Raw genomic sequence first — 12,270 nt, 5'->3', positions numbered from 1 at the left:
CGGCTCCCCCGTGCGCAGAAGGGGGCGGAGCGCCACCTGACAGAGCCCCGTGCTCTTCTATGCTGTTAGCTGGCCACAGGGGCCAGCTATCGGTGACAAGGAGAAACCCATGGCGCGTGTCAGTACCTATCTCAATTTTGCCCGGGAGACGGAGGCTGCCTTCCTCTTCTATCGCGAAGTGTTCGGCGGAGACTTCAGCGGCCCCATCCACAGGTTCAAGGAGTCCCCGGGTTGCCCGGGCCAGCCCCCTTTGTCGGAGGAAGACGGGGAGCTGGTGATGCATGTGGCCCTGTCCATCCTTGGGGGTCACGTGCTGATGGGCACGGATGCTCCGGCCAGCATGGGGTTCACCCTGGTACAGGGCAACAACAGCTACCTCAACCTGGAGCCGGACAGCCGGGGCGAGACCGATCGCCTGTTCGCAGCCCTGGCCGAGGGAGGTCAGGTGGAGATGCCGCTGGCGGAGATGTTCTGGGGTGACTATTTCGGATCCCTGGTGGACAAGTTCGGCACCCACTGGATGTTCAACTGCCAGAGCAAGACCTGACGGCAGATCTGCAATGAAAAGGGCGCCATGGCGCCCTTTTCATCTTTATTTCCCATCACTGTCCCTATTTGCTGCGCCTGCCACCTGCGCTGGTATGCCCCGGGCATGGGATTGCCGTGCAGTGCGTTGAGCTGCTTTATGGCGTGCGACCCACTCTGCCGACGGGGATCACCCGGGCTCGGATTATCGCGCAGCTGAGCTGCCTTATGGCGTGCGACCCACCATGTCAGCGGGGATCACCCAGGCATCGAATTGCTCCGCGCTGAGGTGGCCCGAGGCAATGGCCGCCTCCCGCAGACTCAGCCCCTGATGGTGCGCCCGTTTGGCGATGTCGGCCGCCTTGTCATAGCCGATATGGGGGTTGAGGGCCGTCACCAGCATCAGGGAGCGGGAGAGCAGATCGTCGATCCTGGCCTGGTTCGGGGTGATGCCGACGGCGCAGTGGTCGTGGAAGGTCTGCATGCCATCCCCCAGCAGCCGCACGCTCTGCAGGACGTTGTAGGCGATCATCGGCCTGAACACGTTGAGCTCGAAGTTGCCGCTGGCACCGCCGATGTTGATGGCCACATCGTTGCCCATCACCTGGGCGCAGAGCATGGTGAGCGCCTCGCTCTGGGTCGGGTTGACCTTGCCGGGCATGATGGAGGATCCGGGCTCGTTCTCGGGGATGAGCAGCTCCCCCAGTCCGCTTCGGGGACCGCTCGCCAGCCAGCGCACGTCGTTGGCGATCTTCATGAGGGAGGCCGCCAGCGTCTTGAGGGCGCCGTGGGCATGGACCTGGGCGTCACTCGCCGCCAGGGCCTCGAACTTGTTGGGGGCGCTGATGAGCGGCAGGCCGGTCTGCTCGGCCAGGGTTCTGGCCACCGCCTCGGCAAAGCCGGGAGGGCAGTTGAGGCCGGTGCCCACGGCGGTGCCGCCGAGCGCCAGCTCGCACAAATGGGGCAGGGCGGCCCGTAGATGGCGCTCCCCCTGTTCAAGCTGGGCGACCCAGCCGGAGATCTCCTGGCCCAGGGTGAGGGGAGTGGCATCCTGCAAATGGGTGCGGCCAATCTTGACGATGTGGTCGAAGGCGGCGGCCTTGCCTGACAGGATCTGCTTCAGGGCAGCGAGGGCCGGCAGCAACCGCTGCGTGATGGCGGTGACCGTCGCCAGGTTCATGGCGCTCGGAAAGACATCGTTGCTGGACTGGCTCTTGTTTACCTCGTCGTTGGGATGCACCAGCCGCGCTTCCCCCCGGGGGCCGCCGAGCAGTTCGCTGGCCCGGTTTGCCAGCACCTCGTTGAGGTTCATGTTGGTCTGGGTGCCGGAGCCGGTCTGCCACACCATCAGGGGAAACTCGGCGTCGTGCAGGCCGCGCAGGATTTCGTCGGCGGCGGCCATGATGGCCTGGGCCTTGCGGGCGGGGAGCAGCCCCAGGGTGTGGTTGACCCGGGCGCAGGCGGACTTGATGCGGGCCAGGGCATGGATGATCTCCATGGGCTGGCGCTCCCCCGAGATGTTGAAGTGATGCAGGGAGCGCTGGGTCTGGGCGCCCCAGAGCCGATCGACCGGGACGGCGATCTCCCCGAGGCTGTCGTGTTCAATCCTGATGGTCATGGTGCCTCCCGCCGGCAGGAAAAGGGGCGAGGGAAGATCCCTTGCCCCTCACAGCATGGCAAATCCCGCGGGCGAACGCTCAGGTCACCGCGGTCGTCATGGCCCCGGCCAGGCGGTGAAACGGCGTCAGCCCGGCCAGGGGCGCGGCCGTGATGAACTCCTGAGTGGTCTCACCGTGCTTGAAGATCTTGAAGCCCTCGCCCCGGGCGCTCCAGTATTCGATGCTCTCGCCGCCGTGCTCGCCGCTTACCTGAAGCAGGCTCCCTTCGCGCAGGGCCACCACGGACTCGCTCGGGTTGATGGCACAGAACTCGGCGAGCCGCTCGTCCCGGGTCTCCCCCATGTGGCCGCTGATGCCGGCATCCAGGTAGTGGGGGTTGATCTGCAGGGGGAACAGGCCCAGCGCCGGCAGCACGGCGGCGCTGCACACCGGCATGTCGTTGGTGGTGCGGATGCTGGGGGTAGCCACGTTGCAGCCGGCGCTCCAGCCCACATAGGGCACGCCTCGCTCGCGCACGGCACGCTGGATGGGCACCACCAGGCCGTATTCGTGCAGCAGCTGGTTCAGGCGCCAGGTGTTGCCGCCGCTGATGAAGATGGCGTCGGCCCGCTGGATGGCATCCACCGGATCGTCGAACTGGTGGATGCTGATGGCCTTCACCCCTAGGCTCTCGCTGAGTTCGAAGGCGCGGGCGTCCCAGTCGCTGCGGATCACCGCGTAGGGGATGAGCAGGATGCGCTTGACCTGTTTGCGGGCGAGCAGGGTTCGTACCCGCTCCCGGGCCCAGCCGAGCAGGCCGGGGTGTTCTGTGGTTTTGCCGTTGCTGAGCAGAAGCAGTTCCATGAAAGCTGTCCTCAAAGGGTGAAAGCGGAGGAGGGAGGATCACTTGGGCCGGTGCGGCCAAGTGGCCGTCGGGGCATGCTAGCACCCCGGGCTGGGCGGTTCTGTGATCCGGGGACCCATTCAACCACTGCGAAGGGGCGGGTCAATGCCAATGGATGAATGCGCAGCGCCAATGAAAGACCCCGCCGAGGCGGGGTCCGAGGAGGGCTGGACGGATCAGGAGGCGGTCGCCTCGGCCACCCGGAACTCGGGCTGCTGGCGCAGCTTCCACAGCTCGCTCCACTTGCGCAGGGCGGAGATCAGGATCAGCGCCCCCAGCACCAGCATGATGAGGGAGATGGCGCCGTTCATCGGGTTGTAGCCCTTGGCGGCCGAGTTGAAGTAGACGTTGCGCATCATCCAGTAACCGGCGTAGTTGACGGTCACGAACAGGTAGGCCAGCGGGATCAGGCAGGTCAGCATATAGCGGCGCTTGCTGGCGAGGCGCAGGATGATGGTGGCACCTATGATGAGGCCCACCGAGGCCATCAGCTGGTTCGATACCCCGAACAGGGCCCATACCGAGCCGATATCGCCGGACATCAGCAGATACCCCCACATGACGCAGGCGAGCACGCTGGCCCCGATGGCGCCCGGCATCCAGTCGATGCGCTTGAGGGGCGGGTAGAACTCGCCGAAGAAGTCCTGAATGAGGTAGCGGGAGACCCGGGTGCCGGAGTCGACGGCGGTCAGGATGAACACCGCTTCAAACATCACCACGAACTGGAAGAAGTAGGAGGCGAGGTTACTGAACCAGGGCACCTTGGTGAAGATGTAGGACATGCCCACCGCCAGGGTGACGGCGCCGCCGGTGCGGCCGTTCAGATCCATGCCGATCTCCTGGGAGAGGAAGGGCAAATCCACCACCTGCATCCCCAGCTTGGCGAAGGCCTCCGGAGTGGCGTTGATGGCGAAGTAATCCGCCGGGTGCAGGGCGGTGGCGGCGATCAGCGCCATCACGCCCACCACGCACTCGGCCAGCATGGCACCGAAGGCGACCGGCAGGATGTCGTTCCACTTGTCCACCAGTTTCGGGGTGGTGCCCGAGCCGATGAAGGCGTGGAAGCCGGAGATGGCGCCACAGGCGATGGTGATGGAGATGAAGGGCCAGACCGGGCCGCCCAGTACCGGGCCGCCGCCGTGGACGAACTGGGTCATGGCGGGGAACTGGATCTCGGGGTTGATGCAGATGACGCCGATCACCAGGGCGCCGAACACGCCGATCTTCATAAAGCTGGAGATGTAGCCGCGCGGGGTGAGTAGCAGCCAGACCGGCAGCGCGGTGGCGAAGAAGGCGTAGATGGGCAGCGCCAGACTGATGGTCTCGGCGCGCAGGGTCAGCCAGGCACCGAAGGCGCTCTCCTGCACGTAGGGGCCGAAGAAGACGCAGGCCAGCACGGCGATGAAGCCCACCCAGGAGGCGGCTTGCAGGTTGCCGGTCAGCTTGTGCCAGATCCCCACCACCATGGAGATGGGGATGGTCATGAAGACCGCGAACACGCCCCAGGCGTTACGCTCCAGCGCGTGCACCACCACCATGGAGAGACCCGCCATGGTGATGGTGATGATGAACAGCATCGCAAGGCCCGTGCACCAGCCGGCGATGGGGCCGAGTTCGGCCTTGGCCACCTCGGAGAGGGACTTGCCCTGATGCTTCATGGAGGCGAACAGCACGACTGTGTCGTGCACCGCACCGCCGATGACGCAGCCGATCAGCAGCCAGAGAAAGCTCGGCAGGTAGCCGTACTGGGCCGCCAGGACCGGGCCCACCAGCGGGCCGGCGGCGGCGATGGCCGCGAAGTGCTGGCCGAAGTTGACCCACTTGTTGGTCGGCACATAGTTTTTGCCATCTTCCAGCTCGTGGGAGGGGGTGACCAGCTTGTCGTCGGCCCGCAGCACCTTGCGCACAAAGAACACGCCGTAGAGGCGATAGGCGATGGCGAGGATGCAGAGGGCCGCAATGACGAAGGTGATTGCGTGTTGCATGACGGAGTTTCCTTTTCCTGCGGCCAATCTGGCCGGGCTCAGGCTGCACTCTACGCAGGCGGCAGGGAAAGGGGAGCGCAGAAAGGGTCAGTGGCAGAGGGCCGCCCGCGAGCGGCAGAAAAGCGGCCCCGAGCGGTTTGAGGGATGAGCCGGCGGGCGCGGCAAGCGGGTGAGCGGTAACGGGCAGGGGACGGGGCGAGTGGCCCGCCCCTCAGGGGATCTCCAACAATTCTTTGAGGGGCTTGAGGTAGCGCCGGCTCACCGGCACCTTGTGGCCGCCCTGGGTCACCACCTCCGCCAGGCCGCCGTCCAGCAGCAGGATCTCGCGGATCTGGCCCGGGTTGAGCAGGTACTGGCGGTGACAGCGCACGAAGCCGGTCTTCTCCTCCAGGGTGCGCAGTGTCAGCTCGGTGGTGCCTTGCTGCTGGGCGCTCACCACCTTGTTGCCGGCCAGATCGCTGTGGACGAACTCCACCTCGCCAAGGGGCAGCAGCAGGATGCGGTTGTGGCCGCTACAGGGAATGCTGCGCAGGGGCTGGGCGATGCGGGTCGGATCCGGCAGCGGTTGGCCCGCCAGCTCACCCTTTGGCGAAAGCAGCCGCTGGATGCGCTCCAGCGCCTTGTTCATCCGTTCGCTGGTGACCGGCTTGAGCAGGTAGTCGAGGGCGTTCTCCTCAAACGCGCGCAGGGCAAACTCGTCGTAGGCGGTGATGAAGACGATGTGGGGGCGCAAGTCCGGATCCAGCATGCTCACCAGCTCCAGCCCGCTGATGCGCGGCATCTGGATGTCGAGAAACAGCAGGTCGGGTTTGAGGCGATGGATGGCGGGCAGCGCCTCCATGGCGTGGGCGCACTCTCCCAGCAGGCGGATATTGCCCGCCTGCGCCAGCAGCAGCCGCAGCTCCTCGCGGGCGAGGGGTTCATCGTCGACGATCAGGGCGGTCAGCATGGGCTCTCCTGCAGGGGAAGGGTGATCCTCACCCGGGTGGATTGATGGGGCTCGCAGTGAATGGTGACCCCGTACTCGGCGCCGTAACGGGCCTTGATGCGCCGATCCACTATGTTCATGCCAAGGCCGCTCTCCTCCCGCCTGGCCTGATAGAGGCCGGCGTTGTCCTCAACTTCCAGCACCAGCTGCTCACCCTCCTGCCGCGCCGTCAGGGTCAGTTTGCCCGGCTCGAACATCTGGGAGATGCCGTGCTTGATGGCGTTCTCGACGATGGGCTGCAGGGAGAAGGTGGGCAGCCGGTACTCCAGCAGCGGCTCGGGAATCTGGATCTGCACGCTCAGGTGCTCGGCGAAGCGGGCCTGCTCGATGTGCAGGTAGGCGTTCACGTGCTCCAGCTCGTCGGCCAGGGTCACCTCGTCACCCTGGCGCTTGAGGTTCTTGCGAAAGAAGGTGGAGAGGTGGTGCACCAGGGTGCGGGCATCCTCGGGGTCGCGCCGGATCACCGCCGCCAGGGTGTTGAGGGCGTTGAACAGAAAGTGCGGGTTGATCTGCGCCTGCAACAGCTTGATCTCCGACTGGGCCAGCAGCCGCTTCTGCTCGTTGTACTTGCTGGCCAGGATCTGGCCGGAGAGCAGCCGGGCGATCCCCTCTCCCAGGGTGCGGTTGATGGAGGAGAAGAACTTGCGCTTGGGCTCGTAGAGCTTGATGGTGCCCACCACCGACCCCTCTTCCCCACGCAGCGGAATGACCAGCGAGGAGCCGAGCCGGCACTGGGGATGCAGGTTGCAGCTGTAGGGGATGAGGTTGCCGTCGGCATAGACCACCTCGTTGTGCTGGATCGCCTTGAAGGTGTGGGCCGAGTTGATGGCGGTGCCCGGCAGGTGGTGATCCTCGCCGATGCCGATGAAGGCGAGCAGCTTCTCCCGATCGGTGATGGCCACCGCGCCCACCCCGGTCTCTTCGTAGAGGATGCGCGCCATCTGTTGGCACGCCTCCTGGGTGAACCCCTTGTCCAGCACCCGCATCGCCCGCTCGGCGATCTTGAGGGCGCGGGCGGAGAAGGCGACCGAGTACTTCTCCAGCATGGCGCGGTGATCGAGGATCATCCGCATGAACATGGCGGCCCCCAGGGTATTGGCCACCAGCATGGGGGCGATGATGTTCTCGATGAGGTGGACGGCGTCGTCATACGGACGGGCCACCAGCAAGATGATGCCCATCTGCATCAGCTCGGCGATGAGGGCCACAGATCCCACCACCCAGGGGCTGAACAGCAGATCGAGCCGGTGGCGGGCGACGAAGTGGCGGTGCACCAGGCCGCCGAGCAGCCCTTCGGCGATGGTGGAGAAGGTGCAGGCCAGGGCGGTAAAGCCCCCCAGCGAGTAGCGATGGATGCCGCCGGTGAGCCCCACCAGCAGCCCCACCACAGGGCCGCCGACGATGCCGCCGAGCACGGCGCCGATGGCGCGGGTATTGGCGATGGAGTCCTCGATCCTGAGGCCAAAGTAGGTGCCCATCACGCAGAAGCCGGAGAAGATGAGGTAGCAGAGGATCTTGTGGGGCCAGCTCAGTGTCACCTGAGTCAGTGGCATGAAGAGCGGCGTCTTGGAGAGCAGCCAGGCGATCACCAGATAGACGCAGAGCTGCTGGAAGAGAGATATCACGAGCGCGAATTGTTCGAAAGCCACGGCACACTATCTCGAAAGGGGATGCTCATCCAATGGACGCGGAGTATTAGCAAACCCCGATTTGCGCTGCAAGCCGCGGGCGCCGGAATAGCGCGCCTGCGCACAGATTTGCCGGCACCCTGAGCCAAAGGCATCCCTTCGCCCTGTCTGCCGGTCAATCGAGTGCGACGTCGACCCATACCAGGCGGTGATCCGAGCTGACTCCCTTGGCGATGCCGAGCTTGGCGTCGTACACCAGGTGGTAGCCCGGCTCGAAGCTGGCCGGCCAGAACACGCCGGAGGCGACCGCGTTCAGGTTGGCGGAGGGCAGCACGTGGTCGAGCTGCAGGCCGCTGCTGCTGGTGATGCGCTCCGGGGTGGGGCGGTTGTTGTTGCGCTTGCACTGATCCGGCTGGCTGGCGAGGCACTCGGGGCCGCCCTGGCTGACCGGGATCAGGGCGCCGTTGGTGACGGCCTGATTGACCAGCGCATGGTTGTGCAGATCCTGAATGGCGGTGAGATCCCCATCGCCAATCTGGGGATCGGCGTTGAGATCGCCGGCGATGACGAACCTGGCGCCCTCGGCCAAGCCACCGGCCTTGCCGGCGTCATCCACCATGTAGCCAGCCCCTGCCACATAGTCCTGCCAAAAGGCTATCTCCGCACGGTTGCGTTTGACGTTGTGGCGCGCCGCGTTGCCGAAGATGGGCGGAGTCGGGTGGGAGATAAGGAGGTGGATCACCTGCTCCCCCTTGGCGGTCTTGACCCGCACCGGCACGTCGGCGTGGTTCTTGGACGAGAGCGGGAAGGCCTGCCAGGCGGCGTCGTCATACCAGGCATCGCCGCACTGGCGGCCGGCCGGGATCGGCGCCTTGGCATTGTTGCAGTCGTCGATGACGGGGTTCGCTTCGCCCGGCATGTCTTTCCACTTGAATTTCTGGAAGGTGCGGATCTGCTTGGTATCGATGGGATACCGGGACATCACGGCGAAGGCGTACTGGCCGTGGTAGTTGCCAAAGCCCCAGGCGTCGTCCGGCCCGTTGTTGACCTTGCCGTCCAGGTTGAGGTCATGGCCGCTCATCAGGCCGGTGTTGGTGGCAAAGTTCTGCAGCACCGGGTAGCTGATGGCCTTCACTTCGTCGTGCTGGGCGTGGGCCAGGTAGTTGTCGTTGAAGGCGTTGAGGTCCGTGGTGTCGCTGCCCTTGCCGTCATTGTCGAATTCGCTCAGCAGCAACACGTCCGGCCGGGTACGCTGGATGATTTCGGCGATGTTGCGGATCTGCTGCACGTGGTTGGCCCGGGTGAACGTTCCCGGGTCGAGGCGGGCATCAGCCGCCCGGTGGCGGGCCAGCAGGGCGTCCTGCTCGGTGCGGCTCAGGGCGAGCTCTTCCCCCAGCATGCCGGGTGCAGTGCGATCGAAGGCGAGATTGAAGCTGGCAAAGCGAACCATGGCGGGCCTCGGCGTCAGTGTGGCCGGGACAGCCTGCCATCTTTGGCAGGAAAATGGCAGCACCCTGCCGGATTTTATGGGGAAGGTGCCCGGGTTTCCCCATGACGCGCAAGCGCTCCGCTCAGGCCCAGCGGGAGAGAGGGGAGGGAATGGCGTAGGCGTAGCCCTGCTGGTAGTCGCAGCCCAGCCGGTTCGCCACCTCGATATGGGCCTGGGTCTCCACTCCCTCGCATACCACGGCCATGCCGAGTCGTTGCAGGTATTTCACCAGCCCCGTCAGCATGTTGAGGGCGTGGGTGCTGCGCGCAGCCTGAAGCAGCAGGGAGCGATCCAGCTTCACGATCTCGTAGGGAAGCATCATCAGGCGCTGGAAATTGCACGCCAGGGAGCCGAAGTCGTCACAGGCGATGTGGGCGCCATGGGCCCGCAACACCTCGATCATCTCCCTGTGCTGGTGTTTGATCCTGACGTGCTCCAGCACCTCGAACCAGATGTCGATCCCCAGCTTGCGGGCCTGGAGCAGCACCAGCAACAGCAGATTGCGGTAGGTGGGGCTGGAGAGCGCCGGATTGAGGTTGATGGAGAGTGCATAGGGGCCTTTTTGGGCGAGCACGGGCAGATCGCGCATGATGGCCCTGAGCATGACGATATCCAGGTGCAGGGCGTCATCCTCGCCGAGGGCGGCAAAATCGATGCCCTGATAGCCCTGGCTGCCGGCATCCCAGCGCCTGGCCAGCACCTCATACCCCTTGACCTGACGATCCTGGCCGATGATGGGCTGATAAAAGGGGACGACGATATCCGCCATGCTGACCATGGCACTCACGGGATACTCTTCTTTGAACGCAAACATGGCCTTCACCTGACGGGAACATGGTTACGCATCATACAGGGAGGGTCTAAACGGAGGCTGTAGGAAGAGTCTGATAATGGGCCCTGTTTGGGTGTGGGCAGGATGAGAGGGGGTCAGGGAAGAGCATGGCCCTGTGCAGGTGCGGCGCCAGCCAGGGGGGCTGCGTGCATGGCCTGGGCAAGCCAGGACCAGTCGAGCATGGGGGAACCCGCCTTGAAGCGCTGATAGGCACATCCCTGGCGGATGGTCAGGAAGAGGGTGCTCGGCAGGCCGAGGCGGTTGAGGTAACGCACCATCACGTCTCCCTGGTAATCCCGCAGCCGCAGTTGCAGCTCGGGCAGTGTCAGCCCGTGCTCGCGACCCGTTTCATCCCAGATTTCAAACATCTGTGTGCACTCCTTGCGACATGAGGCTCCACTGTTTCTAAAAAGTGCGGGGAGGGCAATTGTCAGATCTGACAGCGCCATATGGATTCTATCCAGAAAAGCGAAAACCCGGCGCGAGGCCGGGTTGTCTGAAGGATGGTGGAGGGAGAAGGATTCGAACCTTCGAAGGCAGAGCCGTCAGATTTACAGTCTGATCCCTTTGGCCGCTCGGGAACCCCTCCACAGGGGCATTGCATATTGTGTTCAGGAAGATGGTGGAGGGAGAAGGATTCGAACCTTCGAAGGCAGAGCCGTCAGATTTACAGTCTGATCCCTTTGGCCGCTCGGGAACCCCTCCACGGGGTATTTTCCTGATTTTTACTTACTTGACGCACTTGAATGGTGGAGGGAGAAGGATTCGAACCTTCGAAGGCAGAGCCGTCAGATTTACAGTCTGATCCCTTTGGCCGCTCGGGAACCCCTCCCCAAGTGCGAGGCCGCATACTACCAGATCCGGCAAGGTTGTGAACCCCTTGGCCGCATTCTGACGACAAAAAAGTGTCAAGTGGTCATTTTTTGATATGTTTCGCTCAAAATTCACACTTTTCAATGACTTTTATGTCGCTGCCGAAACGGCGAAGGGGCGTGGGGGGCTGGCTGCCAGGAGCCACGGGACTCCTGGCGGATCATGGGGCGCTGGCGCTCGCTCAGGCGTCGGCGGGGCGAGCCTGCTGGCAACCCTGCACCGCATGGGCGATGAGTTCGAGGGCGCTTTGCTCGCAGGGGGGCAGCACCTCGTCGCAACTCGCGATCGGGGTGACGCGGTCTCCCCACTTGATGAGGGCGGCGCCCCAGGTCAGCCCGGCCCCGAAGGCGGCGGTCAGCAGGTAGCTGTTCGGCTTGACCCGACCCTGCTCCAGCGCCTCGCACAGGGCGATGGGCACGGTGGCGGCGGAGGTGTTGCCGTACTGCTCTATGTTGACCATCACCTTCTCCATGGGGGCGTTCATCCGCTTGGCCAGGGTCTCGATGATGCGCACGTTCGCCTGGTGCGGCACGATGAGGTCGATCTGCTCGGGGGCGATGCCGGCCTGGGCCAGTACGGTGCCGGTGGCTTCGCCCATGCCGCGCACGGCGCGCTTGAAGATCTCCTGCCCCTCGAAGTTGAAGGTGAAGAGGCCGTCAATGTCGGCGAAACGCACCCGATTCGTACCGAAGTTCGGCACGTGCAGTATCTCCCGCGCTTCGCTGTCACAACCGAGCTTGCTGGCAATCAGGCCGCTCTCCTGCTCGCTCGCCTCGATGATGACGGCGCCGGCGCCATCCCCGAACAGCACGGCGGTGTCGCGCTTGGCCCAGTCCAGCAACTGGGTCAGCCGCTCGGCACCGATCACCAGCACCTTTTGCATCATGCCGGTCTGCACCAGGGAGGTGGCGACCGAGAGGGCATAGACGAAGCCGGTGCAGGCGGCGTTGAGGTCGAACACCGCCGCCTTGTGGGCGCCGAGGGCCTGCTGCACGGCGGAGGCGCCATTGGGGACCAGCGTGCCCGGTGTGGCTGTCGCCAGGATGATGCCATCGAGGGCGGCGGCGTCCAGACCTGCGCACGCCAGGGCGCGACGGGCGGCCAGGGTGGCTAGCGCCTGGGTGCTGACATGGGAGACCCGGCGGGCCTTGATGCCGGTGCGCGGGTAGATCCACTCGTCCGAGGTATCCATGATGGTGCCGAGGTCATCGTTGGTCAGCGAGGCGGGGGGCAGGCATTTTCCCCACCCGGTGATAGTGGCGTATGTCATCTTGTCGTCGCTTGTCGTGATGGCCGCCCTGGGGCGGAAAGTGGCGAAATTATGCCGCACGGGGCGTTCACTGTCATCCTGCGGTCCCCCCAGTGTAAGGGGAGTGGCGGGAGCAAGACCGTGATTTTGCTTAAATTTCCGCTTCTCCTTGCCGTAAGATGAAGGCCCGATCCCGGCG

9 protein-coding genes, 3 tRNA genes and 1 pseudogene are annotated in these 12,270 nt (G+C 64.6%); 1 reads left to right on the top strand and 12 read right to left on the bottom strand.

Translation table 11 applies throughout. The features are described from left to right. Nucleotides 1–109 precede the first annotated feature (109 nt). Nucleotides 110–547 (top strand): VOC family protein, encoded by a 438-nt coding sequence (locus C3F36_RS05575; protein WP_104454669.1) that lies wholly within the window; start codon nt 110–112, stop codon nt 545–547. A 204-nt stretch (nt 548–751) separates the two neighbouring features. On the opposite strand, the gene fumC is transcribed toward C3F36_RS05575, so the two are convergent. The 12 genes and pseudogenes from fumC to C3F36_RS05515 form a co-directional block, all read right to left on the bottom strand. Next, nucleotides 752–2,143 carry a class II fumarate hydratase gene (fumC, locus tag C3F36_RS05570; protein ID WP_104454668.1) on the bottom strand — a complete coding sequence of 464 codons (1,392 nt, stop codon included), beginning with the start codon at nt 2,141–2,143 and terminating at the stop codon, nt 752–754. 79 nt (nt 2,144–2,222) lie between these two features. Further along, entirely contained in the window at nt 2,223–2,987 is a 765-nt protein-coding gene (gene pepE / locus C3F36_RS05565) for a dipeptidase PepE (protein ID WP_104454667.1), read from the bottom strand. 216 nt (nt 2,988–3,203) lie between these two features. Then, nucleotides 3,204–5,012, bottom strand: a complete 1,809-nt coding sequence (locus tag C3F36_RS05560) for a carbon starvation CstA family protein (protein ID WP_104454666.1) — start codon at nt 5,010–5,012, stop codon at nt 3,204–3,206. 211 nt (nt 5,013–5,223) lie between these two features. Continuing rightward, the gene (gene btsR / locus C3F36_RS05555) at nt 5,224–5,961 is read right to left on the bottom strand and encodes a two-component system response regulator BtsR (RefSeq protein ID WP_104454665.1); all 738 of its coding nucleotides are present in this window, start codon (nt 5,959–5,961) and stop codon (nt 5,224–5,226) included. Beyond that, on the bottom strand, nt 5,955–7,649 hold the full coding sequence (locus tag C3F36_RS05550; RefSeq protein WP_104454664.1) for a sensor histidine kinase: 1,695 nt from the start codon (nt 7,647–7,649) through the stop codon (nt 5,955–5,957). Before C3F36_RS05550 ends, btsR begins: the two co-directional genes overlap by 7 nt. Nucleotides 7,650–7,803: 154 nt before the next feature. After that, nucleotides 7,804–9,181: pseudogene (locus C3F36_RS05545) on the bottom strand (endonuclease/exonuclease/phosphatase family protein). An 18-nt stretch (nt 9,182–9,199) separates the two neighbouring features. Then, nucleotides 9,200–9,931: an EAL domain-containing protein gene (locus tag C3F36_RS05540; RefSeq protein ID WP_104454662.1), complete on the bottom strand. Its 732-nt coding sequence runs from the start codon at nt 9,929–9,931 to the stop codon at nt 9,200–9,202. A gap of 113 nt (nt 9,932–10,044) precedes the next feature. Then, nucleotides 10,045–10,317, bottom strand: coding sequence for a hypothetical protein (locus C3F36_RS05535; RefSeq protein ID WP_010673275.1), 273 nt, complete (start codon nt 10,315–10,317; stop codon nt 10,045–10,047). 136 nt (nt 10,318–10,453) lie between these two features. Next, nucleotides 10,454–10,538 (bottom strand) — tRNA-Tyr (locus C3F36_RS05530). A 31-nt stretch (nt 10,539–10,569) separates the two neighbouring features. Beyond that, nucleotides 10,570–10,654: transfer RNA gene (locus C3F36_RS05525), tRNA-Tyr, on the bottom strand. 42 nt (nt 10,655–10,696) lie between these two features. Beyond that, nucleotides 10,697–10,781 (bottom strand) — tRNA-Tyr (locus tag C3F36_RS05520). Nucleotides 10,782–11,003: 222 nt separating this feature from the next. Continuing rightward, the gene (locus C3F36_RS05515) at nt 11,004–12,092 is read right to left on the bottom strand and encodes a ketoacyl-ACP synthase III (protein ID WP_104454661.1); all 1,089 of its coding nucleotides are present in this window, start codon (nt 12,090–12,092) and stop codon (nt 11,004–11,006) included. Nucleotides 12,093–12,270 lie beyond the last annotated feature (178 nt).

It is taken from the genome of Aeromonas sp. ASNIH2, from assembly GCF_002934795.1.
Taxonomy (GTDB): domain Bacteria; phylum Pseudomonadota; class Gammaproteobacteria; order Enterobacterales; family Aeromonadaceae; genus Aeromonas; species Aeromonas caviae.
This window is presented reverse-complemented; position numbering and strand designations above follow the sequence as displayed.

What these genes read in the sequence shown, in the direction of transcription:
- C3F36_RS05515 (WP_104454661.1), bottom strand. Translation starts at nt 12,092, where the DNA reads ATGACATACGCCACTATCACCGGGTGGGGAAAATGCCTGCCCCCCGCC.
- C3F36_RS05535 (WP_010673275.1), bottom strand. Translation starts at nt 10,317, where the DNA reads ATGTTTGAAATCTGGGATGAAACGGGTCGCGAGCACGGGCTGACACTG.
- C3F36_RS05560 (WP_104454666.1), bottom strand. Translation starts at nt 5,012, where the DNA reads ATGCAACACGCAATCACCTTCGTCATTGCGGCCCTCTGCATCCTCGCC.
- fumC (WP_104454668.1), bottom strand. Translation starts at nt 2,143, where the DNA reads ATGACCATCAGGATTGAACACGACAGCCTCGGGGAGATCGCCGTCCCG.
- C3F36_RS05575 (WP_104454669.1), top strand. Translation starts at nt 110, where the DNA reads ATGGCGCGTGTCAGTACCTATCTCAATTTTGCCCGGGAGACGGAGGCT.
- C3F36_RS05540 (WP_104454662.1), bottom strand. Translation starts at nt 9,931, where the DNA reads ATGTTTGCGTTCAAAGAAGAGTATCCCGTGAGTGCCATGGTCAGCATG.
- btsR (WP_104454665.1), bottom strand. Translation starts at nt 5,961, where the DNA reads ATGCTGACCGCCCTGATCGTCGACGATGAACCCCTCGCCCGCGAGGAG.
- pepE (WP_104454667.1), bottom strand. Translation starts at nt 2,987, where the DNA reads ATGGAACTGCTTCTGCTCAGCAACGGCAAAACCACAGAACACCCCGGC.